A 22,797-nucleotide genomic window follows, 5' to 3' on the forward strand; every position below is an offset into this window, starting at 1 on the left:
CCAATAATAAATCGGTCACATTGTGGCCGGTTTGTTTCTGTATGTCGATTTGTAATAAATTGAAAATCAAATGAATAAACGGATAAAAAGGGGATTAGTCATTATTATTGTATTGGTGGTGTTGGGAATTATTTTTATTCCTCGTCTGGGATGGTTTTCGGTAAAGTCGGAAATACCGGATGCTGTGCCTCGTAAAGGAAGTGGAGTACTGACAGTGGAAGGTGTCGTTGCCCAAAATTCGCATTCCTCCAACGGTATACAGGTTGTGGGTACGATGTTAGCGAATGAGGAGGTAGAATTGGTGGCAGAAATTGTCGGTAAGGTAAGGCGTATCTATTTTCAGGAAGGCAGTTATGTCCGGAAAGGGGATTTGTTGTTGAAGGTCGACGATGCCGATTTGCAGGCCCAGTTGTCCCGGGCAGAATTTCAGCGTAAGTTGTTAAGTGAGAAGTTAGAGCGTCAGCGTATTTTATTGAAACGGGAATCCATCAGCCGGGAGGCTTTCGATCAGTTACAGACGGATTATAATGTGCTGGAGGCAGATATCGAATTATTGAAAGTGAAAATCAGCCGGACGGAGATTCGGGCTCCTTTTGACGGAGTGATGGGATTCCGGTATGTCAGTGAAGGTAGTTATGTACAGCCTAGTTCTAAGATTGCCACGATTGTGGACAATTCTGTCCTGAAATTTGAATTTTCGATTTCCGAAAAATATGCGGCCCGGGATTTGAACGGCCGTAGAATCGATTTCCGGGTAACCGGTAGTGACAGGTTGTATGCGGCACAGGTATATGCAGTGGATCCTTTGATTGATATCAAGACCCGTATGATTTTATTAAGGGCCCGTTACGATAACCGGAGAAACGAATTGATGCCCGGAATGTTTGCCAAAGGTACGCTGATGGTGGGAGGTGAAAATGAATATATCGCTATTCCGACGGAAGCTGTTGTACCGGAAATGGAAGGAAAACGGATGTGGGTGGTGAAAAACGGGAAGGCTGCGAGTGTGCCTGTGCAGACAGAGAGCCGTGACGAGAAAAATGTAGAAGTGATTTCCGGTATTCAAGTCGGAGATACAGTCTTAACAGGTGGTTTGATGCAGTTGCGGGAAGGTATGAATGTGTCTGTGAGCCTGAAAAGATAGAAATTGAGAACGAGTAGAAGAGGTGTAATTTTGTAACTGGAAAAAAATGAGTTTATCGTCTACCTGTATAAAACGACCGGTATTTGCCACGGTCATGAATATAATTCTGATGCTGGTGGGATGTGTCGGGATGGTGTTTTTAGGGGTGAGGGATTATCCGAGTGTGGACCCGCCTATTATTTCTGTATCGACGAGTTTTCCCGGGGCTAATGCCGATGTTATCGAAACTCAGATAACGGAACCTTTGGAGGCTGCTGTAAATGGAATTCCGGGTATTCGTTCGTTGACGAGTACGAGCCGGGACGGGCGAAGCTATATTACAGTGGAGTTCCAATTGGAAGTTGATCTGGAGACGGCTGCGAACGATGTGCGTGATAAGGTATCCGGGGCTATGCGGCGTTTACCGAAAGATGTGGATCCGCCGACGGTAACAAAAGCCGATGCCGATGCCCAGCCGATTTTCGGGGTGTCTTTGCGAAGCGATCAGCGTTCGTTGATAGATTTGAGCATGTATGCCGAACAGTATTACAAAGAACGTTTGCAGACAATCAATGGTGTGAGTAGTGTTTCTATCTGGGGAGAAAAACGGTATTCGGTGCGTTTGCGGATGAATCCGGCTCTGTTGGCTGCTTACGGAGTAACACCGATGGATGTCAGGGATGCTGTGAGTCGTGAAAATGTGGAATTACCTTCGGGGCGTATTGAAGGTGAGAATACGGAGTTGACCATTCGTACTCTTGGACGTTTGATGACGATTGAAGATTTCAACAATCTGGTTATCCGGGAAACGGATAGTAAGGTTGTACGTTTCCGGGATATCGGTGTTGCAGAGGTGGATGCCGAGGATGTGCGTTCCATTATGAAGCGTAACGGCATACCTATGGTTGCTTGTGTGATTATTCCTCAGCCGGGAGCAAATTACATTGATATTGTGGACCGTGCTTACGATGTGATGCAGGATCTGGAGAAGGATTTACCTGCCGATGTCGAAGCCGGGATTGCCTTCGATAATACGGTCTTTATCCGGAATTCGATTGATGAAGTGAAGAGTACGATTGTCGAGGCTTTTATATTGGTGGTATTGATTATTTTCTTGTTTTTACGAAACTGGCGTACCACTTTAATACCGGTATTGGCGATTCCTATTTCTTTGGTGGGAGCATTTTTCATTATGTATCTGGCTGGTTTTACCATTAATATCCTGACTTTATTGGCGGTGGTACTGGCCATTGGGTTGGTGGTCGACGATGCCATTGTGGTCATGGAAAATATTTATACGAAGATCGAGCAGGGGATGTCTCCGAGAGAAGCCGGGTTTAAGGGATCGGAAGAAATATTTTTTGCTGTAATCGCTACGACGGTCGCTTTGGTGGCTGTATTTTTTCCTATCGTTTTTTTGCAGGGAACAACGGGGAGGCTGTTCCGGGAATTCAGTATTGTAATTACCGGGGCGGTGATTATATCTTCTTTTGTCGCTTTGACATTTACGCCTATGATTTCGACCAAATTGCTGACCAGAAATGTCACCGATAATTGGTTTTACCGGAAAACAGAACCTTTTTTCAATGGCTTGACGGAGTATTACCGGCGTTGGTTGGATAGTTTTATGAGACGTCGTTTCTTGGCTCCCGTGATATTGAGTGTTACAGCTGTTGTGATTTATTTTTTGTGGACGGTGACACCTTCTGAAATGGCTCCTCTGGAAGACCGTTCCAATATTCGGGTGATGTCAACGGCACCGGAAGGAGCGACATTCGATTACATGAACCGTTATACGACCGAATTGTCTTCTTATGTGGAGCAGGAAGTGCCGGAGCAGGATATGATCATCGAAATGATCGGCGGAGGCAATACGAATCGTTCGACTTTGAATCTGTGGTTGGTGAAACCGGAACAGCGGGAGAGAACCCAACAGGAAATTGCCGACGAACTGGGAGTTAAGGTAAGACAGTTTACGGGAGCCCGTACGATGGTATCGCAACAGCAGACTTTCGGAGGGCGCCGGGGAGGATTACCGGTAGAATATGTTATACAGGCCAAAAATCTGGAAGATTTGAAGCGTGTATTACCTCGTTTTATGGAAGAAGTTAACAAGAGTCCCGTATTTTCAGTGGCAGATTTGAACCTGAAATTTACCAAACCGGAATTAACCATTAATATAGACCGGGATAAGGCTGCCGTGATGGGAGTTTCTATGCAGAATATAGCTCAGACATTACAGTTGACGATGAGTGAGCAACGGGTTGGTTATTTTATATTGAATGGAAAGCAGTATCAGATATTGAGCCAGATCGACCGGGAGAATAGGAACAAACCTTCTGATTTACAGACGATATATGTCAGAAATGACAAGGGAGATTTGATTGCATTGGATAATTTAGTGACGACCTCTGAAAGTTCGATGCCTCCTCAGTTATATCGTTATGACCGTTTTGTTGCAGCTACTGTTTCGGCCGGACTTGCCCGTAAAAAAACCTTGTCACAGGGTTTGGAGGAAATGGACCGGATAGCCCAAGAAGTATTGGACGATAACTTTAAAACGACTTTGTCGGGAAGTTCTAAGGATTTTGTGGAAAGTTCTTCCAGTTTGATGTTTGCTTTTATTTTGGCATTGGTATTTATTTACCTGGTGTTGGCAGCACAGTTCGAAAGTTTCCGGGATCCGCTGATTATCATGCTGACTGTGCCGTTGGCATTGATCGGAGCTATGCTGTCCCTTTGGTACTTCGAGCAGACGATGAATATATTCAGTCAGATCGGTATTATCATGCTGATCGGGTTAGTGTCTAAGAACGGTATTTTGATTGTCGAGTTTGCCAATCAGCGTAAAGCGATGGGAGAATCGATGCTGGAGGCTGTGAAAAATGCGGCTGTCGCCCGTTTCCGGCCGATATTGATGACCAGCTTGTCTACGGTATTGGGAATATTGCCGATGGCAATTGCTACCGGTGCGGGTGCTGAAAGCCGAGTTGCAATGGGTATAGCTGTAGTAGGTGGAATGGTATGTGCTACGTTTCTTTCTCTGTTTGTAATTCCTGCTATTTATTCTTATTTGTCAGCAGGTAAAATGCAGGTGGTAGATGAAGGGAAAGAGTAATGAAGCGTAGGTTTACGATAAAATGAGGTGTTATAGGGGAAATGTTTGGATCAGGATTGAATAGTGTTGAGAGAGACCTTTTGAAAGATAAAAAGGAAAAATGATGAAAAAGGGAAAAAGGATTAGAGTATTGTGTACGTTTTTTTGTTTTCAGTTTTTTATGGGTACGGTTCTTTCTGCGCAGGAAAGCCGTGTTACGCTGGAACAATGCATACAACAGGCGTTAGAGGCTAACTATTCCATAAAGATTGTACGTAATCAGGAGTATATCGCAGATAATAATGCCAATTACGCGCCTTTTCTGCCTTCGGTCGGGATTGATGCACAGCAGACTCAGCGACTTAACGATACAAAGACGACTGTAAGCGGGGAAGACCGTAAAGTGAACGGAGCGACGAGCGATGTACTTTCAGCCGGTGTTTCTTTAAACTGGCGTATGTTTGATGGTATGGCCATGTTTACGACCTATGCCAAATATCAGGAGATGTTGGCAATCGGAGAGTTGAATACACAGATGGCTTTGGAAAATCTGACGGTGAATGTGAGTGAGGCATATTACAATGTCATTGTACAACATAGCAAATTGGATGCTTCGAAGCACTCTCTGGAATTGTCAACAGAACGTTTTAATGAAGCCAGGGACAAGTATGTATTGGGGGTGTTGTCCGGTTTGGAGTTACAGCAGGCAAAAATAGACCTGAATGCCGATAGTTCGAAGTATATGAAACAAAAAGAACTGTTGAAGAGTGCTTATATATCCCTGAATATGATTATGAATGCCGATTTACAACGGGCGATGTATGTACATGATACAATAATGTTACGGGAACCGTTGATATATGGTGAATTGTATAATAATACACTGGCTATGAACACACTGCTTCAGATTGCCCGTAAGGATCAGAAGATATCGGCTATGGATGTAAAGCTGGCCCGTTCGGCTCTTTTTCCGACACTCGATTTTAATTCCGGTTATAACTACAGCCGGACGAAAACGCCTTCGGCGACGACGTCCTTGAACCGGACCAACGGTTTTTATTGGGGCTTTAATTTGAAGATGAATATTTTTGATCGTCTGGAAAATCGCCGTAAAATCAAGAATGCGGAATTGGAAGTCGAAAATGCGGAATGGAGTTATAAAGAGACGGAATTGCAGACATTGGCCGATTTGGCCCAATTGTATAATACTTATGAAAATAATCTGCAGATTGTCAGCTTTGAAAATGAAAGTGCAGATGTGGCTTTTGAGAATCTGGACGCCGCTTTGGAAAAATATAAGTTGGGCTCTTTGTCCGGTATCGAGTTCCGGGAATTTCAACGAAGCTATATCGATGCGGTGGATCGTAAACTGTCGGCTATCTATCAGGCAAAGGTTTCCGAACTTTCATTGATGTTAATCAGCGGTCAGGTAAAAGTGACCAATTGATGAAAAACTATTTTTATTTTAGATTTACGATTGGGAGGAGGATGGATGTGTTTATGTGTTTTGAAGAAAATGCTGATGTTTGACAAACTGATTCATTGTCAGACATTTAATCTAAAATCAAGATGTCGTTTCATGCACGGATTAACGCTATGCTGTGAGTTATGAAATCAACTTTTCAGGATGAATTAATTAAAAATCGTAAATCTGCAATCTGCAATTATAATTTATCTTTCACTGGTATAATTCCGCCATTTTTCAATAAGCTGCAGCATATCTGGGGGGATTGGGGATTCGAAAGAAAGACGTTCTCCCGTTGCCGGGTGTGTAAATCCCAGTGTTTGCGCATGTAAAGCCTGGCGGGGGCATACAGCAAAGCAGTTGTTGACGAATTGTTTGTATTTACTGAATGTCGTACCCTTGAGAATGGCATTTCCACCGTATTCCGCATCATTGAAAAGCGGGTGTCCGATGTATTTGAAATGTGCCCTGATCTGATGGGTTCTGCCGGTTTCCAATATACATTCGACCAGGTTTACATATCCCAGTCTTTCGATGACCTTATAATGGGTGATGGCATGTTTGCCGTGGCTGCCGTCCGGGTAGACGGACATAACTTTGCGGTTTACCGGATGACGACCGATATGTCCGGTAATGGTGCCCGTTTCACTTTCCAGGTTTCCCCAGCATACAGCCAGATATTTCCGGTCGGATGTCTTGTTGAAAAATTGCAGAGCCAGGTGGCTTTTGGCTTCTTCTGTTTTGGCAATTACCAATAGACCGGAGGTATCTTTATCGATACGGTGGACCAATCCCGGCCGGATATCGTTACCTGTAAACAGTGGGTTGTCTTTGAGATGCCAGAGAAGAGCGTTGACTAAGGTACCGCTGAAATGACCGAAAGCCGGATGTACAACCATACCTGCCGGTTTGTTTACAACGAGTAAGTAATCGTCTTCATATACGATGTCCAACGGGATATTTTCGGGTGTGATTTCAATCTCTCTTTTGGGATATGAAAGTACAACAGAGACGACATCATTCGGTTTTACTTTATAATTGGATTTTACCGGTTTATCGTTGACACGAATACATCCGGACTCTGCTGCATCCTGAATTTTTGTCCGGGAGGCATGGGGAAGTCGTACCAGTAAGAATTTATCGACACGCAAAGGCATTTGCCCTTTATCGGCTTCGAAACGATGGTGTTCGAACATCTCCCGGCCTTGAATTTCTTCCTCGCTTTCCGTTATTTCTTCTTCAAAGTCTTCGATTTCTTCTGTATATTCCACCATCTCGTTTTCCGGTAAAATTATTCTGTTACGATCAATGAGTCCAATGCTGCAATCCGGGCTTTATTTTGAGAAACTTCCAGGTCGATATAGCTACCTGCCGGCACATTCGTATTCGGTTGGAAAGCCGGTTGTTGGAAGCAGACGACAGCCGAGTTGATATCCGAATTATTTTTTAAACTGTTATCCGGAATAATTTGTCCGACGTTCAGATAGTTTTCCTGTAAAAGCCGGATTGCATCTCTGACTTTCAGACCACATAGTTGCGGAAGGGCGACATAATTGATCTCATTTCCTCCGTTTCCGAGAACGATATCTATTTTGACACCTTTGCGCAGCAGTGAGCCGGCTTCGATATCGTTGTCCTTGTATTTCAGATGCAATACCAGATTCTTAAATTCAGAAGGGGCATATTCTATATTTCCGATCTGAAATCCTTTTGCCTGCAATGTTTGTAAGGTCTGACGATAAGAAGAGTTGTTCAGTTGGGGAAATATGACCTGTTCGGGATTCTGGGCACATACCGTCAGTTGGATCATCCGGTTGGCCTTTACTTTGGCTCCGTTTATCGGATATTGTTCCTGAATTGTACCGGGGAGGGCTTTTTCATCGTATATCGAATCGACAATGATGACCCGCAAATTGTTTTTTTTCGCCAATTGCTGAGCCTCTTCCCAGGTCAAATCCTGAAAAGCCGGAACGGATATTGAATGACCGTGCATTGTGTATTTATCGAGTGCACCCAACACAAAATATCCGATGACTACAGTAATGATTACGGCAGCTAATGTATTCAGCAAAAGAAGTGTCAGTTTAGGATATTTGGAAAATAACATAAATCCGGTCGCATTTTATCGTTATGATTCTGTTTTACCATCTTTGTATTGTGAAGATGGCTATGCAAAATTAGCGTAGATTTTTAAATTATCTACTACTTTTTCGTATTTTTGCCCTTCCGGGGGTAAGAAAGACGTTCCGGTGTTCTTAAATACAGGCGCAAAGAGGTTTGTTTATGATGAAATTTGTAATTGTTCTTTTCGTATTACTGGCTTGCGGCCGGCTTTCGGCACAGCATGTCGAGGTACATAAATCGACGGATATCGTTGTCATAAAAGGTAAGAGTTATTACTTACATGTGGTGGAAGACGGACAGACGCTTTATTCCATCTGTAAGGCGTACGGTGTGGATATCAATGCGGTAAAGGAGCTGAATGGCAAGCAAGACAATGCAATCAGTATGTTTGAAGTGCTGAAAATACCTTATGTAGAGCCTTATGTGGAAAAAGACGGTAAATATTATTACCATAAAGTTGAAAAAGGGGAGACATTGTATTCGATATCCAGAAAGTTCGGTATTAAGGTAAGGCAGATATTGAAAGAAAATAAACAATATGAGAATACTCCTTTATCAATCGGGGCGATTGTAAGACTCCCGATAAAAGAAATTGATGTCGCCCAGATCGGTACGTCGGTCGATATGCCGGTAAAAGAAACGGAAGAGAAGGTGATCGGACTGGAACAGACAATCCCGCTGGAAGAGAAGAAACATGAACCGGAAGAGGTGCGGAAAAATTATTACCCGCTGGTAGGGGATACACTGGCCGGCCGGCCGGAGTTTATGGATGATATGGCAATTCCGGATAATAAGTATGTAAAGGTAGCTTTATTATTGCCCTTATTTGTACAGGAAAATATAGAGTCAAATTTGGGGGCCGTGTTGGTAGATACCCTGACTTTACGGAAACATCCTGTACAGATATTGCATAAATCCGAACAATTCCTTTATTTCTATGAAGGAATGCTATTGGCTTTGGATAGTTTGAAAAACGAAGGCTATAAAATAGACCTGCACATTTTCGATACCCAGAAAAGCAGTGAACGGATGTATGGAATTGCAGCAGAAATAAATGAGTTGAATCCGGATTTGGTGATCGGTCCGGTCTATGGTTCGGAGTTTAAAATATTGACGGAAAGCCTTATGAGCCGCCAGATTCCGATTGTTTATCCGCTATCTTCAAGAAGTGAAGATTTCGGGAAATATCCCAATTTTATACAGGTGAATCCTTCGTTTCAGGCTTTGGCGGAAGACATGGCAGCCTGGATTGCTGCCCGGCATGAAACCGCTAATATTATATGTATCAATTTGTCGAAGGGGGGAGAAACGGAAGAACAGATGCTGACGGATATAACAGAGAAAAATTTGTTTACGGAGCAATTGAATCGGTTGACGGATATCGGTTTCTACAAATGGAATTTCGGAGAAGAGCATCTGGAGGCTTTGAAATTGCTGTTGAATCCGGATCAGGAGAATATAGTGGTGTTGCCGACATCCAAAGAAGCTGATGTAAGCAAAATACTGCCGACTCTTGCAGCCTTGGCGGAGCAATACCGGATTACGGTTATCGGTTTTCCGGATTGGCAGAATTTTACTTCGGTAGACCATGAAATGTATTATAAACTGAATGTGAAATTATTCACATACAGTTATGTCGATAATTATTCGGATAATGCCAAATATTTTGCAGATCAGTACCGGACTTATTTTTATACGGAACCGCATACCCTGTCGGCTAAGGCGTACGATATGGGGTTGTATTTTATTCCTTTGGTGGCGAAATATGGAACGAGGACGTTGGAAGCTATCGGATATACCGGTAAAACCGGACTTTTTTCCGCTTTTAATTTCAGACGTCTCTGTCCGGAGTGCGGCTGGGAGAACCGGGGACTGTATATTGTAAATTACGGATCCGATTATAGAATTAAAATGGAATTGGTGAAATAAGAAAAGTCCGGAAAAACTTCCGGACTTTTTATTTATCAATCGATTAGTTCAAAGCCAAAGGGAGAAGATAACGTCTTATCTTTTTCCTCTTTCTTTTCTTCCTTTGGGGAAACCGTACTGTCATCTGCCGGAGTATATTGTTCTTCTGTCTTTTCTGCGGTATCTTTTTCCCGTAAAGACTGGCTATTATCTTCGGGAAGGATATTGTCTTTCCGAATTTCGGAAATTTCTTCGGATGTCAAGGTATTTTCAGCAACAATTGCTGTTTCTTCCGGCATGTCTGCCTCTTGTTCCGGTATCTTTTCCTGTTCCGGATCTTGTCCTTCCTGTTCCGGTAATTTTTCTTCTTCTTCCGGGAGAACGGCTGACGGTTCTTCCGGAGCCGGAGCCGTTAAAATATCACCTTCTATCGGTGTGTTTTCGATACTTTCAATATCTGCGGGGGCCAGTGTGTGCTGTTGTACCGATAACTTTTCGTCTTCTATCAAAGTTCCGTTTTCACAACGTAGTACCCGTCCCGGATATTTTTGGAGCAGGTCGTATTGATGTGTGGCAATGATTACGGTTTTACCGTTTTCACAAAGATCTTTCAATAATTCGGCTAATCGGTAAGAAGTTTCTGGATCGATATTCCCGGTAGGTTCGTCGGCTAAAATAAGGGGAGGGGCATTGAGTAATGCCCGGGCCAATACGATACGTTGCTGTTCTCCTCCCGATAGCTCGTGAGGCATTTTGAATTTTTTATCCGGCATTTCTACTTTCTCCAGGACCGTATCGATCCGTTCTTCTATGGCTTTTCTATTTTTCCATCCCGTTGCTTTCAGTACGAATGCAAGATTATCGTGTACATTCCGGTCAGTAAGAAGTCTGAAATCCTGGAAAACGATGCCGCATTTTCTGCGTAATAAAGGGATCTGCGATTTTTTTATCTTTTTCAACTGGAATCCGGCTACCTCAATATTTCCGTATTCCAGTGGTAATTCTGCGTACAGTGTTTTGAGAAAAGAACTCTTCCCACTTCCTACTTTACCGATAATATAGATAAATTCGCCGCTCTTGATTTCCAAAGAGACGTCTTTTAATATCGTTATTTTTTGTTGCCGGATGACGGCTTTATCAGTTTTGATGATTGTTTCAGACATGATATAAATAAGCTGCTTGTTTGATTATAGTTGTTTCAGGGCCTGGATGGTTGCCGGTGGATTTTCGGAACCAAAGACAAAACTGCCTGCTACCAATGCGTCGGCACCGGCTTCTGTCAATTCTTTTCCTGTTTTCAGATTAACGCCTCCGTCTACTTCTATCCATGTCTTTGCGCTTGTTTCCCGGATCAGTTGTTTGAGTTTTTTTACTTTGTGAAGTGAATTTTCAATAAAAGACTGACCACCGAATCCCGGATTTACGCTCATGATGAGTACAATATCAATATCCTGGATGATATCTTCGAGAACATTTACGGGTGTATGCGGATTCAGTGCAACACCGGCTTTCATACCGTATGATTTGATACATTGCAGAGTCCGGTGAAGGTGGGTGCTTGCTTCCCAGTGTACAGTCAGAATATCGGCTCCTGCTTTATGGAATTGTTCGATATATCTTTCCGGCTGCACAATCATCAGGTGAACATCCAGAGGTTTACGGGCCATCGATTTGATTTGAGAAATAATCGACATACCGTAGGAAATATTGGGTACGAATACCCCATCCATAACGTCTATATGAAACCAGTCTGCCGAACTTTCGTTGACCATTTCGATGTCTTTTCCCAGATTCAGAAAGTTTGCAGATAAAAGGGAGGGTGAAATAATTACACTCATAAATCAATAGTTGGATTCTGAAAATATAAGCCATCAGGCTGTTTTCAGAAATATGATACAAAAATAAATTTTTTCCTTGTCTTCTCAGTTTTCTGTCTTCCGTCATTTATACCAGCCGGCATACATGGAATAGGCATTGACGATTCTTTCTACTTCGCCTTTCAGCAATTCGGGTCCCATTTGCTTTATTTTTTTGGCAGGGATACCGGCATATACCCAACCGGATTCCACGACGGTTCCTTTGGTTACGACACTGCCGGCAGCAACGATGGAGTTGCTTTCGACAACGGCATCATCCAAAACGATGGCCCCCATACCGATCAATACGTTGTCATGAATCGTGCAGCCATGTATTACTGCATTGTGAGCGATAGACACATTGTTGCCGATGTTGGTCGGGGATTTTTGATAGGTAGCGTGTATGGTTGCATTGTCCTGTATGTTTACCTTATTACCGATTTTAATGTAATGTACATCGCCTCGTAATACAGCACCGAACCAGATACTGCAATCATCTCCCATCTCTACGTCTCCGATGATAGCGGCATTGTCTGCCAGAAAACAGTTTTTGCCGAATTTCGGAGTATGTCCGTTTAATTCTTTTATAATGGCCATGATCTGAATAGTTATGTGTTTTTTGGTTTTTCGTTTTATCAGCTTCGAAGGTACGAAATAAGCGATAAATCACAATAAAATATATTAATTTTCAGTTTTTCATTTTCTATTTTCATTTATTTAATGGATGTACTGAAACTGTCTTTTTAAACCTGTCGTACAATCTTCAGAATTTTGGAATAAATATAAAATGAAATTGTCATGAGCATAGTAAAGAAAAACAATGAATTGCGGCCTTTTTATTCCACATTGCTGGATGAGTTTTTTAATACAGGAATGATGCCTTATATGAGTCCCGGTGAGAAAAACGGTGTTCCTGCATTGAATGTAAAGGAAGATGATAAGACCCTGACACTGGATGTACGGGTACCCGGAATGAAAAAAGAAAATATCAAATTGGAATATAAAGATGGATTTTTAAGTATTTCAGGGGAAAGTAAAGAAGAAAAAGAGGAGGAAGAAGGGAAGGGAAAAGGAAAGTATCTCCGGAAGGAATTTTCTTCTTATTCGTTTCATAGAACAATCGAACTACCGGAAGAGAAGTACAATGTAGCTGAAGCACAGGCTTCCTACAAAGACGGAATTCTTGAGATTACAATGCCCAAGAACGCGGAGACAGAAAAATTGCAAAAAACAATTGAGGTTAAGTAGGTAGTTTGATTTTAGTGGTCGGTCGGTTTTTCGGAACCGGCCGATTTTTTTTTGAAAATTATTTGGAAGTTTCTGAAAAAACGTATTATATTTGCACCGCAATCGCGAGAGAGCAGTTATTTGAAATAATGCGAAAATAGCTCAGTTGGTAGAGCACGACCTTGTCCCCAGTGGATAATAAATCCGACCTTGGCAGGGTGTCTTTTCCGCGAGTAAATGCATTTGAATTGCGAAAATAGCTCAGTTGGTAGAGCACGACCTTGCCAAGGTCGGGGTCGCGGGTTCGAGTCCCGTTTTTCGCTCTGGAAACCGGATGTTGAATTCGGTTTTACTTTTTTAAAAAACAATGCGATAATAGCTCAGTTGGTAGAGCGTTGGCTTCCCAAGCCGAAGGTCGCGGGTTCGAGTCCCGTTTATCGCTCCTCGGAATCAGTCACTTAACAGAGTGGCTGATTTTTGTTTTTACTGCATTTTAGAGAAAAGTCAACCCTCGGCGTCACCCCATTAATGCGGATAATCGGTTTCCATCTGGTCGTATTTTAGTTTTACGGGTTTTGAATCGAGAAAAGAAAAATCGACGCTGCTGACAGCTTTGGTTTGTCCACCGCTGTCGGAATGATATTTCCAACAAGCATTGAGAAAGGTTTTCCGGTCGGTTTTGACATATTTTGGACGTGAATAGTATCCGAAATAAATCGGACGCTCGGAACGGTTTATGCCTGTCAGTTCGAACTGATATAATCCTGCCGTATCGGCAACGGCAACGATCAGCCCGGGAAGTCCTGCAAATTTCCAGGGGCCGTTGTCTATCGGTATTTCAGGGGTAAACCAGGCTTCGTATTTTCTTCCGCGGAACTCACAATCGGCTTTTTGACAGGAAAATCCCAGTATTTCTTTTGTCTCAGGTTGGATTTGCCAGTTTTGTTTTTCCAAATCTTCAGTGAACTTATAGTGGGAAAGGTTGTTTTGGTCGGCAACCGTAATTTGATTTTCCGGATAGTTTTTATGAATGTAACTAAGTGTGCGGGAGTGTGGAAAATTTCCGGTTGCAAACCCGGCTTCGAAAAGTTGTCTCCAAACTTTCATCCCTCCAGGGGTAGCAAGGAGGGAGTCGCTTTCATGGGTATATTGACTGTAGAATTTTGAACAATTTTTTCCGATTTGCAGTACCATGAGGTCTTCTCCCATCGTTTCCAATTTAAGCTTGATGTAAGAAAACTTATACCAACATTCCATGTAAGCGGTATCTATGACCTGTGCACGGACACAAAGAGAAAATAAAAAAATTCCGAAAAATAGACAAATGGTTCTCATCGTCATACTGATTAAGAGTACATACTACCTAAAGCAGATATAAGATTGGCCGAAAAATAAATGCAGAATAGGGATTCGGGTGTATTTCTTATATCGTTTTATATTTGCTAATATAGCTTTAAAATTTTAATTTTAGTTTATTTTTCAATTTTTTTCGCATCGGTTTCATTGTTTAATCTGATAAGTTCATAGGGCTTTGAGGGGATAGGTTTAAGATTTACCATACTTTTCAGTGTCCGTTTTATTTTTTAAAAAGTGCCTGTATCGGTTCTGTCAGGTTGTGGATTAACCGTTTATTTCGGATGATAATTTCACCTTCTCCCTGCATTTCCTCAATGGGGTGAAGACATTTGTTGCCTGTGGTTGTCAGGCCGGAAGGAAATTCGATGTCAGCCAGATACTGGTTGTTTTGCAGATGGGTATGTATATGGGTAATTTTTCCTTTTAGTTTACCGAATTCCATTGCGGGGAAGCAGTCCAGACTGACATATACGGTTTGGTTTACGGCGACTTTTCCAAAACCTTTGGAGGGTAAGTAAATCCGGCCTTTAATTTTGAATTTTTTCCCGTTTAACAAAAGTAAGCTATCGTTTTCATGTATTGAAGTCAGGGTAAGGTTTACCCGGCCTTTCATGGTTTCGGGATATTCGATCAGGCTGGAAGCAATGATAATGCCCGTAAAAATGAGAAAGATAACGGTGATGCCCCAACGGATGAGACGGGGTGGGATCGTATTCATGATTTCATGAGCTTCTTCGCTATAAAAATTTTCATTATTCGGCATAAAGCAGTACTTTCTAAAAGTGGACGATACCTGTAAATTTTAATTTTTATTTAGACCGGATTGTAAGTTGCCTGGTTTAATTTCCGAGTTCGAGCTGGTTTTTGACTAGTTCGTAATAATACCCTTTGGCAGCAATCAGACTGGTATGTGAACCTTCTTCCTTGATTTGCCCTTTGTCCAGTACGATGATGTGATCTGCTTTTTTGACCGTACTCAGCCGGTGGGCAACAATAATGACCGTTTTATTTTTGAATAGTAATTGTAATTTTTCCATAATGTATTTTTCATTGTTGGCATCCAGTGAATTGGTTGCTTCGTCCAGGATCAGAAATTTGGCGTTTTTATAGGCCGCACGGGCAATTAGTAGCCGTTGTTTCTGTCCGGTACTCAGTCCGTGTCCGTCTGCTCCGATTTTGGTGTTGTAATTCAGGGGCATGGAGTCGATAAAATCTTCGATATGAGCGATTCTTGCCGCCTCGATAACGCGTGCCATATCCGGAGTAGTGTCGGATACGCCGATGTTATTGGCGATGGTGTCAGAAAAAATATAACCTTCCTGCATCACTACTCCGCATTGATTCCGCCAGCAGCTTTCACTGTAACAAGTCAGCGGTTTATTGCCTAAAAGAAGCTGTCCTTCTCCGGGGGTATAAAATCCCAGAATAAGTTTCAGCAGTGTCGTTTTACCGCTCCCGCTTGTACCGACAATGGCGGTTACTTTATCGGAAGGAATTTTCAGACTGATGTTGTCTAATACTTTATCAGAATGTGGCCCATCGTATTGGAAGGTGACGTTTTGAAATTCAATATCGGCATTTTCGGGAATTTCGTGTATTTTTTTTACCTCTTCGGGTTCTTCATCCGGACGTTCCTGTATTTCACTCAGACGTTCCATGCTGAGCTTGGCATCCTGACTGATCTGTACGAACTGTATAAACTGGGAAAGAGGAGCGTTTAGCTGACCGATGATATACTGAAGGGCTACCATCATACCCAGGGTCATGTTTCCTGTGATAACGGCTTTCGCAGCCAGAAAGGAAATAATAACATTTTTAGTTTGATCGATAAAAATTCCGCCTATTTCCTGACTTTGTCCGAGTGTCAGGTTTTTTATGCTGATTTTATATAATTTGGCCTGAATGCGTTCCCATTCCCAGCGTTTTTGCTTTTCGCAATTGTTCAGTTTTATATCCTGCATTCCGTTAATTAGCTGGACAATACTGTTTTGGTTGGCGGAGGCTTCCTGAAAACGCATGTAATCTAATTTTCGTCTTCTTTTCATGAATAACAGAATCCACCAGATATTGAGAATACTTCCGCATAGAAATATACCCAGAATAACAGGGTCGTAACCGGCCATAATAATACCGTATACAATAAATGAGATAAGGGCCATCAGCATGCTCAGCAGTGTACCGGAAATAAATACCTGAATACGGTTATAGTCACCGATGCGTTGTATAATATCACCGACCATTTTGGAGTCGAAAAAAGCGATGGGCAGGCGCATCAGCTTACAGAGGAAATCGGAGATAAGAGATATGCCGATACGGGTTGTCATATGCAACATTAGCCAACTGCGAATCAGGTTGTTGGCCGTTTGCCCGACCACCAACATGACCTGGGCGATCAGGATAATGGCGATAAAATGAAGGTTTTCCAGCCCGATACCCTTGTCTACCATCGCCTGGGTCAGGAATGGAAGAATCAGGCTGATAACACTGGCTGTAAGAACGGATAAGCCCAGTTGTATCAGGTATTTGTAATATGGATGGAAATATTTGAACAGATAGGTGAATTTCAGACGATTGTCTTCTTCTCCTTTTTCCTGGTAAAAGCGGGGAGTCGGTTCAAGAAGTAAAGCAATACCTTTGTCATCCCGGGGAATCTCGGTAATAAATTCTTTCAGTTTCTCCGGGATTGTTTTTATTTGCAGCCAGGCTTGTAAAAATTGTTTTTCTGAATATCGGAGCAGGCCTTCGCCCGGGTCGGAAACATATATCCACCGGTGGCCTCTTTTTTTGCGGATCCGGTAAACAACGATAAAATGTTGTTGGTGCCAATGAATAATGCAAGGAAGTTTTACTTCGTTTTTTAACTGTTCCCAGGTAATTTTTACTCCGGTGGTCCTGAATCCGATCGATTCGGCTGCGTCGCTGATTCCCAGTAAGGATACACCCTGACGAGAGATGTGACATTTTTCACGTAGCCCTTGCAGCGAATAGTTTTTGCCGTAATAAGCGGCAATGATTCGCAGACAGGTCGGACCGCAATCCATTTTGTCCAGTTGTTTAAAAAAAGGAAACTTCATCGTTCTTAAAAAGTAAGGGTTGCCTGTAGCATATAATTCCGGGGACGGATCATATACCGGTAGTCGTAATTGGTCAGTTGGTCGTATAATGTATAGGAATATACCTTTTTATCCAGAATATTGCTGATAATTCCGCCGATTTCAAAGGACGGGGAAATCCGGTATGTGAAACTGGCATCGGCCATGAATAATGTTTTGGATTGTTTGGCGTTCAGTTCGTTGTAGTAATGTTCCCCTTTCAGTTTTATATCCAGTTGCTGGGTTGGGACAAAAACGATTTCCAGGGATTGTGTAAACCGGTTGCTCGAAGAGGATGTTGTCGGAAGTTCCAGGATGTTACGTCCGAAGGTGCATTTGTATACGATGTTGCTCCAGGAAACCGGACGGAAATTGAATTGGGGGGAAATCGTAAACCAGTCGCTGGTGTAAGGCGTTTGAATGCCGTCTTGCATCATAGAGGTTCGGTTATTGATATACATCAGGTCGATGGCTATCATGCCGTGTAGTTTGTCAATTCCTTTACTGAAACGTCCCGTTAAAATCCAGCTTTTACGGTCGTTTTTTTGTGCGAACCGGGTATTGACGATGTAATCTCCTTCGAAATTTCGTCCGTTGATATAGGCATTTTCAGTCCACATACGGGTCATATTGAAGTTATAAAAGCAGGATTTCAGACTATTGCGGTATACGATGCCGGCAGATACTGATTTTACTTTGTCCGTAGTAAAATCGATCAGTCCTTGTTGTAAATTGCGATAATTTTGTAAGATGTATCCCCGGAAAAACAGACTTTCGTCTAAGGGTTTGTTTCCGATACTTCCCTGTGCTTTAATTGTCAGCAAAGGGGTAATAAAATAATTTATGTTAATAGATGGAGCCGATATAAAGCGGTTTTTATATCGTTTATCGTGAAATACCCAATCCTGGAACCGATAGCGGAAATAATGGAAGGGAACGTTCAGGGTAACTTTTACACTGGAACTGTTATATTCCAGGGAAGGAGTGATATATGGGTTGAGATAGGAAGAAACCGTGTTGTTTTTCAAGAGCGTTGAAATCGGGTTTATCCCTTTTAGATCGCTGTTGAAATCTCTGTAAAGGAATTTGAAGCCTCCCCTTAATGTGAGAATGAAACGTGAGAAGGCAGAGACGTAGGCAAAAGCGGTGTTGGAAAATAAAACGGAATTATCTGCTTTTTGGTATTCGTGTTGAGCTTCCCGGTTAACTTTCAGTTGTTGCGGCTCGTAAAGCCATTTGTTATAGGAAGTAAATGTGACGGACTGTTGTCCGAAGCGTTTTATTAATTCCAGGTTGTTGGTCAGTTGATAACGGGGTGTTTCAGCCGACTGACGGTTTGCGAAATCCCCGAAGGTGTTTATATCCGTATCATTCCAGCGGAGATTTGTCTGTAATTCGTTTTTCAGGTAATATCCGGTGGTGTTGGCAAAGAGGGTCAGGCGTCCCGATAATTCGTTTTGCAGGTCGCGGCTTGCTTCGCTTTCATTTACAATCCGTGTTGAATCTTCGAAGAAATAAGTTGTCCGGCTGGCATTGTCCGAGCGGAGCCGGTTCCAGAGGTAAGTTACTTGTGCATTCAATTGGTAATTGTCATTGAGCTTCCAGCCGTTGCTTGTCGTAAACAGGTGACTTTTATTGAACAGGTAACGTTTTTCTTCCAGATCCGGTGCCGATTCCGGATTTACTTGAATATAATCGTTTGTTTTATACCGGTTTTCTTTGGCATTCAGGAGGTCTGCCAGCTCGAATTCTTGAATTTCATTGCTTATATTGGTACCGCAGTTATTGGTTTTGTATGTATTGAGGCTTTGCCATTTGGGTACGATACGCATGGCGAAAAGCCGTCCGTCCCAGATAAAAGGATCTCCTCCCGCTCCGGCTTGTAGATTACCGATCCATTGGGCTTTCGCTTCGTCTTTCAGTTTGATATTGATAGCGGCGTTTTCGGGGAAGGAGAGACCTTTAAAGGCTTTGATAGGCTGATGGTGTTCCAGTACTTCCACACTTTTTACATTCTTATGCGGTAAGTTGTTGGTTGCGATGCCGTATTTGTTTTCGAGCAGGTCGATTCCTTCGATGTAAAATTTACTGATGGGCAGTCCCTGGTATCTGATTTCTCCTTTTTCAGATACTTCTATACCGGGCATTTTCTTTAATACATCTCCGATAGTCCGGTCCTGAACTTCGGAGAAATTCGATACAATATAGGTCAGGGTATCTTCGCGTTGGATGATACGGGTGGCTTTGACGGATACTTCCCGCAGATTATACGGTTTGACGTTCATTTTTATTTGAAACCGGAGTTTATCCGGAGAAAGCGGGAAGGTTTGCGTTTCATATCCTAATCCCGAAAAAGAAATATGCAGGGAATCCTGGAATAAGACGGATAGTGAGAATTTCCCCTGATTGTCAGTCAAAGCATAAGCTATGATCTGTTTTTTACAGCCTTTTAAAACGGTAACCATTGTGTTTTCCAGAGGTTCGTTTTTTTCTCCTTCGATAACCGTACCGGAAAGTGTCGTTTTTTGAGCTGACAGATTTCCATAGAATAGTACGGATAATAGACTCAGAGCTATGAGATAGGCTATTCTTTTCATAGTAATATGCTGTATATTATTCGTCAGTTATCTTTTTTAAAAATTCTTCCTCCGGAAAGAAATAAGCTAAATCGTTTATTGTATATGTTACCGGCAGAGCACGCTTTCCAATTGCAATATAGGGTATTTTTTCGATTTTATCTTTTTGATTCCGGTAAATATGTGCTTTCAGACGGGTTATTGTGTCCGGGCTGATTTCAGGAACCGGATAGTGACGTGTAAAGAAATCCGGTAAGGGATGGGTAAACCAGGCTTTCAGAACCGATAAGAATTTCGAACTGTCATTTATCTTTTGGTAGAGTTCCAAAAGATGTAATTGAATGCTGTTGACCGGGGAGTTTTCCGGTTTATCCGTACCGTCGAAACGGATGAGCCATTTTACTTTTCCGGGATATGTTTCGAGCAGATGAATGATATCGTTTGCTGCTTTCCGGCAGGGTTTGCACGATGGATTGAGTACTGTAATGAGAGTGTGAGGTGCATTTTTTTCACCGATTAACATATCGGAGAAGGTTTGGGTATTTAAACAGGGTTGTTGCTGAAATGAAGTATAGGCGATCGCCGGATTTCGTTTCAATTTCAGGAATTCGATATTATCATGTTTCGACTTTTGTTTTGCTTGTGCGTATATTTCGATGAGGGTGGCTATCCCGGCAGCTGTAATTCCGGAAAATGCCAAGATCAGAACGGAAGAAAACAGATTGTTACTAAAGACCGTTTTTATGGGATAGAAATAAAAGAGGATGTTTTCAATCAGTATGATACTACAGGTTGCCAGACATAAAGGACACCATTTTTTTAAAATTGTTCCCTGATAGATAAAAGAGAAAAGGATAAAAGGCAGGCCTGTGACTGAAATATAATATAACAATGTTGTAATTGTTGTTGCGCAATGTGCCAGATAGCCGTTGATGAGAGCAAGAATTCCCATACAAAAGTAAGCCAGGCCCACGGCTGAAAGAGGAATTTTCCCCATAAGGCGGGAAGCCGGAGATTGTAAAACCCTGTCACAATCGAAAACCGAAGATGTTTTACATAATGAATATGTGGTAGCAGACCCGGGAGACAGGTAATGACTGATAAATCCAAGGCATACGATAAATCCGGACATTTTCAGTAATAGAAGAGAGATACCGTTTACCGGAAAAAGAACATATAAAATGATACAGCTTCCCACAATCAGCAGGTAACAGAATAGATACAGGTGTGGAATATGAAAACGGAACCGGGAGGGATACGCGGTTTTTGGACTTTGCTCGGTGATGTATAAGATGTATCCGCTCCAACGGTTCCGAAAGTCTTCTGCCGGACCGGTGATATATTTGTTTGTGACGGCATCGTAATAGGTTGTCTGAGATGTATCGGCTTTTAGTAAAAGTATAAAACGATTATCTTTTAAATGTGCAAGTGCCGGAGAGTTTGCTTTTAATACTCCGGTATAATCTGCCCGGTAAACTTTATTGTTTATACCGAGATAAGTAAGGGTTTGCGAAATAGAGGAAATGGCAGGATAGAAGGGATGTGACAATAATGCTACTGTCAATTCCTTTTTTTTAAAAGGGCGATTTACTCTTTTCAGGAATTTACTTATCAGGAGGAGGATATAGTCGTTATCGGAATACATGAAAAACGCTTTTAATGTGGGTAATCGGTTTCCATTTGATCGTATTTCAGTTTTTTGGGCTTTGAGTCGGGGAATGGCAAATCTATGCCGGAGACGGCTTTGGTTTGTCTGCTGCTGTCTGAAAAGAATTTCCAACAGGCATTGAGAAACGTTTTTCTGTCGGTTGTGACATAGCGGGGACGGGAATAGCGTCCGAAACGGATCGGACGGTCAGAACGGCTTATGCCTGTCAGTTCGAAACGGTATAGACCTGCCGTATCGGCAATAGCAACGATAAGTCCGGGAAGTCCTGTAAATTTCCAGGGACCGTCGCTTACCGGTATTTCCGGTGTGAACCAGGCTTCGTATTTTCTGCCTCGGAATTCACAATCGGCTTTTTGGCAGGAAAATCCCAATATTTCCTGTGTTTCAGGTTGAATTTGCCACGTTTGTCTTTCGAAATCTTCGGTGAATTTGTAATGTGTCAGGTTATTAAAATCAGTGACCGTTATCCGGTTGAGAGGATAATTTTTGTGTATGTAACTGTGAGTGCGGGCATACGGGAAATTATTGGTCGCAGCTCCGGACAAAAAAAGTTGCCTCCAGAGTTTCCGGCCTTCGGGGGTGGCATTGAGAGAATCGCACTCCTGGGTATATTGACTGTAAAATTTTGAGCAGTTTTTACCGATTTGTAATACCATCAGGTCTTCTCCCATCGTTTCCAAAGGAAGATTGATATAAGAAAATTTATACCAACATTCCATATATGCGGTATCTATTGTCTGTGCCCGGATAAACAGCGAAAATAGGAGGCTTCCGAAAAAAAGAAAAATTGTTTTCATCGTTTATAGGATAAAGAAGATACGTATTTAGGATCGGTAAAAAAGTTGCCCGAAGAGCTGTAAAAGCTCTCCGGTAACTTTTAAAAATTGTTTAGCAATGCTTTGAATAGGCATCGGAGGCTGATTTCCTTTCATCTTCACTCCATCTGCCCCAATTGTTTTCAATCAGCATACTAAGAGTTGCACAATATTCTTTTGCAGATACATTTTGACCACCGGTAATTTGGTTCATTTCCTTATAGTTTAATTCTTCCAACATGACTTTAAATTTTAATGATCGCCTACTCGTTGAGCTTTTCGGCATCTGCTCCGGTTGAATCATACAGGCCGGATTCTGCAGACGAATTACCGTCTCGGCTGTTTCGTCAAATTGACCTATCTTTGTCGTGCCTTCTTTCGATTTGTTAGACATATAGCCTGACAGCTGTGTTTATCCTTATCCGGAAGGAGGTTTTTGGGTTTATACGGATGGCAGGTCCGTAAAGCCAAAATTCAATTACACGTAAT

The 22,797-nt window shown here is 42.2% G+C and carries 16 protein-coding genes, 2 tRNA genes and 1 pseudogene; 7 read left to right on the forward strand and 12 right to left on the reverse strand.

Translation table 11 applies throughout. From position 1 onward, the window contains the following. Nucleotides 1-70: 70 nt before the first annotated feature. The 3 genes from DD657_RS03580 to DD657_RS03590 all read left to right on the forward strand — a co-directional run bounded on the left by DD657_RS03580 (nucleotide 71) and on the right by DD657_RS03590 (nucleotide 5,667). A complete protein-coding gene (locus tag DD657_RS03580) occupies nucleotides 71-1,144 on the forward strand; it encodes an efflux RND transporter periplasmic adaptor subunit (protein ID WP_021988870.1) in 1,074 nt (357 codons plus the stop codon). Nucleotides 1,145-1,190: 46 nt separating this feature from the next. Next, nucleotides 1,191-4,241 (forward strand): efflux RND transporter permease subunit, encoded by a 3,051-nt coding sequence (locus tag DD657_RS03585; RefSeq protein WP_021988869.1) that lies wholly within the window; start codon nucleotides 1,191-1,193, stop codon nucleotides 4,239-4,241. A 103-nt stretch (nucleotides 4,242-4,344) separates the two neighbouring features. Then, entirely contained in the window at nucleotides 4,345-5,667 is a 1,323-nt protein-coding gene (locus DD657_RS03590; RefSeq protein ID WP_118773129.1) for a TolC family protein, read from the forward strand. 224 nt (nucleotides 5,668-5,891) lie between these two features. Here the strand turns inward: DD657_RS03590 and DD657_RS03595 are convergent, their stop codons facing one another. Then, complete coding sequence (locus DD657_RS03595; RefSeq protein ID WP_021988867.1) at nucleotides 5,892-6,959, reverse strand: RluA family pseudouridine synthase; 1,068 nt, start codon at nucleotides 6,957-6,959, stop codon at nucleotides 5,892-5,894. A gap of 17 nt (nucleotides 6,960-6,976) precedes the next feature. Then, entirely contained in the window at nucleotides 6,977-7,792 is an 816-nt protein-coding gene (locus DD657_RS03600) for a PASTA domain-containing protein (RefSeq protein ID WP_021988866.1), read from the reverse strand. A gap of 176 nt (nucleotides 7,793-7,968) precedes the next feature. Between DD657_RS03600 and DD657_RS03605 the strand changes: the two genes are divergently transcribed. Beyond that, the gene (locus DD657_RS03605) at nucleotides 7,969-9,738 is read left to right on the forward strand and encodes a PBP1 and LysM peptidoglycan-binding domain-containing protein (RefSeq protein WP_287048510.1); all 1,770 of its coding nucleotides are present in this window, start codon (nucleotides 7,969-7,971) and stop codon (nucleotides 9,736-9,738) included. A gap of 485 nt (nucleotides 9,739-10,223) precedes the next feature. Here DD657_RS03605 and DD657_RS03610 read toward each other — a convergent pair. The 3 genes and pseudogenes from DD657_RS03610 to DD657_RS03620 form a co-directional block, all read right to left on the reverse strand. Further along, nucleotides 10,224-10,880 (reverse strand): annotated as a pseudogene (locus DD657_RS03610) (cell division ATP-binding protein FtsE); the annotation flags it as partial. 24 nt (nucleotides 10,881-10,904) lie between these two features. Beyond that, on the reverse strand, nucleotides 10,905-11,555 hold the full coding sequence (gene rpe, locus DD657_RS03615) for a ribulose-phosphate 3-epimerase (protein ID WP_068689591.1): 651 nt from the start codon (nucleotides 11,553-11,555) through the stop codon (nucleotides 10,905-10,907). Nucleotides 11,556-11,657: 102 nt separating this feature from the next. After that, entirely contained in the window at nucleotides 11,658-12,170 is a 513-nt protein-coding gene (locus DD657_RS03620; RefSeq protein ID WP_068689589.1) for a gamma carbonic anhydrase family protein, read from the reverse strand. Nucleotides 12,171-12,371: 201 nt separating this feature from the next. On the opposite strand from DD657_RS03620, the gene DD657_RS03625 reads away from it, so the two are divergent. From DD657_RS03625 to DD657_RS03635, 3 genes are all read left to right on the forward strand, one after another. Further along, a complete protein-coding gene (locus DD657_RS03625; RefSeq protein WP_021988861.1) occupies nucleotides 12,372-12,821 on the forward strand; it encodes an Hsp20/alpha crystallin family protein in 450 nt (149 codons plus the stop codon). Between the two features lie 229 nt (nucleotides 12,822-13,050). Next, nucleotides 13,051-13,123: transfer RNA gene (locus tag DD657_RS03630), tRNA-Gly, on the forward strand. A gap of 46 nt (nucleotides 13,124-13,169) precedes the next feature. Continuing rightward, nucleotides 13,170-13,242: transfer RNA gene (locus DD657_RS03635), tRNA-Gly, on the forward strand. An 83-nt stretch (nucleotides 13,243-13,325) separates the two neighbouring features. Here the strand turns inward: DD657_RS03635 and DD657_RS03640 are convergent. From DD657_RS03640 to DD657_RS03670, 7 genes are all read right to left on the reverse strand, one after another. After that, nucleotides 13,326-14,135: a GLPGLI family protein gene (locus DD657_RS03640; protein WP_193617454.1), complete on the reverse strand. Its 810-nt coding sequence runs from the start codon at nucleotides 14,133-14,135 to the stop codon at nucleotides 13,326-13,328. A gap of 241 nt (nucleotides 14,136-14,376) precedes the next feature. Further along, nucleotides 14,377-14,919 (reverse strand): hypothetical protein, encoded by a 543-nt coding sequence (locus DD657_RS03645; protein WP_021988859.1) that lies wholly within the window; start codon nucleotides 14,917-14,919, stop codon nucleotides 14,377-14,379. Nucleotides 14,920-14,995: 76 nt separating this feature from the next. Continuing rightward, nucleotides 14,996-17,230 (reverse strand): peptidase domain-containing ABC transporter, encoded by a 2,235-nt coding sequence (locus tag DD657_RS03650; RefSeq protein WP_287048514.1) that lies wholly within the window; start codon nucleotides 17,228-17,230, stop codon nucleotides 14,996-14,998. Between the two features lie 5 nt (nucleotides 17,231-17,235). Further along, nucleotides 17,236-19,845: a carboxypeptidase-like regulatory domain-containing protein gene (locus tag DD657_RS03655; RefSeq protein WP_287048515.1), complete on the reverse strand. Its 2,610-nt coding sequence runs from the start codon at nucleotides 19,843-19,845 to the stop codon at nucleotides 17,236-17,238. Between the two features lie 16 nt (nucleotides 19,846-19,861). Then, complete coding sequence (locus tag DD657_RS03660) at nucleotides 19,862-21,388, reverse strand: vitamin K epoxide reductase family protein (protein ID WP_287048517.1); 1,527 nt, start codon at nucleotides 21,386-21,388, stop codon at nucleotides 19,862-19,864. A gap of 92 nt (nucleotides 21,389-21,480) precedes the next feature. After that, nucleotides 21,481-22,290 carry a GLPGLI family protein gene (locus DD657_RS03665; protein WP_118773093.1) on the reverse strand — a complete coding sequence of 270 codons (810 nt, stop codon included), beginning with the start codon at nucleotides 22,288-22,290 and terminating at the stop codon, nucleotides 21,481-21,483. A 91-nt stretch (nucleotides 22,291-22,381) separates the two neighbouring features. Further along, a complete protein-coding gene (locus DD657_RS03670) occupies nucleotides 22,382-22,702 on the reverse strand; it encodes a bacteriocin (RefSeq protein ID WP_068689576.1) in 321 nt (106 codons plus the stop codon). Nucleotides 22,703-22,797 lie beyond the last annotated feature (95 nt).

The organism is Culturomica sp. (assembly GCF_003524185.1).
GTDB lineage: Bacteria > Bacteroidota > Bacteroidia > Bacteroidales > Marinifilaceae > Culturomica > Culturomica massiliensis.

Bases quoted from the DNA above. Each gene is read 5' to 3' on its own strand.
- DD657_RS03665 (WP_118773093.1), bottom strand. From the start codon at position 22,290: ATGAAAACAATTTTTCTTTTTTTCGGAAGCCTCCTATTTTCGCTGTTT.
- DD657_RS03585 (WP_021988869.1), top strand. From the start codon at position 1,191: ATGAGTTTATCGTCTACCTGTATAAAACGACCGGTATTTGCCACGGTC.
- DD657_RS03600 (WP_021988866.1), bottom strand. From the start codon at position 7,792: ATGTTATTTTCCAAATATCCTAAACTGACACTTCTTTTGCTGAATACA.
- DD657_RS03625 (WP_021988861.1), top strand. From the start codon at position 12,372: ATGAGCATAGTAAAGAAAAACAATGAATTGCGGCCTTTTTATTCCACA.
- DD657_RS03605 (WP_287048510.1), top strand. From the start codon at position 7,969: ATGATGAAATTTGTAATTGTTCTTTTCGTATTACTGGCTTGCGGCCGG.
- DD657_RS03595 (WP_021988867.1), bottom strand. From the start codon at position 6,959: ATGGTGGAATATACAGAAGAAATCGAAGACTTTGAAGAAGAAATAACG.
- DD657_RS03655 (WP_287048515.1), bottom strand. From the start codon at position 19,845: ATGAAAAGAATAGCCTATCTCATAGCTCTGAGTCTATTATCCGTACTA.
- DD657_RS03590 (WP_118773129.1), top strand. From the start codon at position 4,345: ATGAAAAAGGGAAAAAGGATTAGAGTATTGTGTACGTTTTTTTGTTTT.
- DD657_RS03640 (WP_193617454.1), bottom strand. From the start codon at position 14,135: ATGAGAACCATTTGTCTATTTTTCGGAATTTTTTTATTTTCTCTTTGT.
- DD657_RS03650 (WP_287048514.1), bottom strand. From the start codon at position 17,230: ATGAAGTTTCCTTTTTTTAAACAACTGGACAAAATGGATTGCGGTCCG.
- DD657_RS03580 (WP_021988870.1), top strand. From the start codon at position 71: ATGAATAAACGGATAAAAAGGGGATTAGTCATTATTATTGTATTGGTG.
- DD657_RS03645 (WP_021988859.1), bottom strand. From the start codon at position 14,919: ATGCCGAATAATGAAAATTTTTATAGCGAAGAAGCTCATGAAATCATG.
- DD657_RS03670 (WP_068689576.1), bottom strand. From the start codon at position 22,702: ATGTCTAACAAATCGAAAGAAGGCACGACAAAGATAGGTCAATTTGAC.
- DD657_RS03620 (WP_068689589.1), bottom strand. From the start codon at position 12,170: ATGGCCATTATAAAAGAATTAAACGGACATACTCCGAAATTCGGCAAA.
- rpe (WP_068689591.1), bottom strand. From the start codon at position 11,555: ATGAGTGTAATTATTTCACCCTCCCTTTTATCTGCAAACTTTCTGAAT.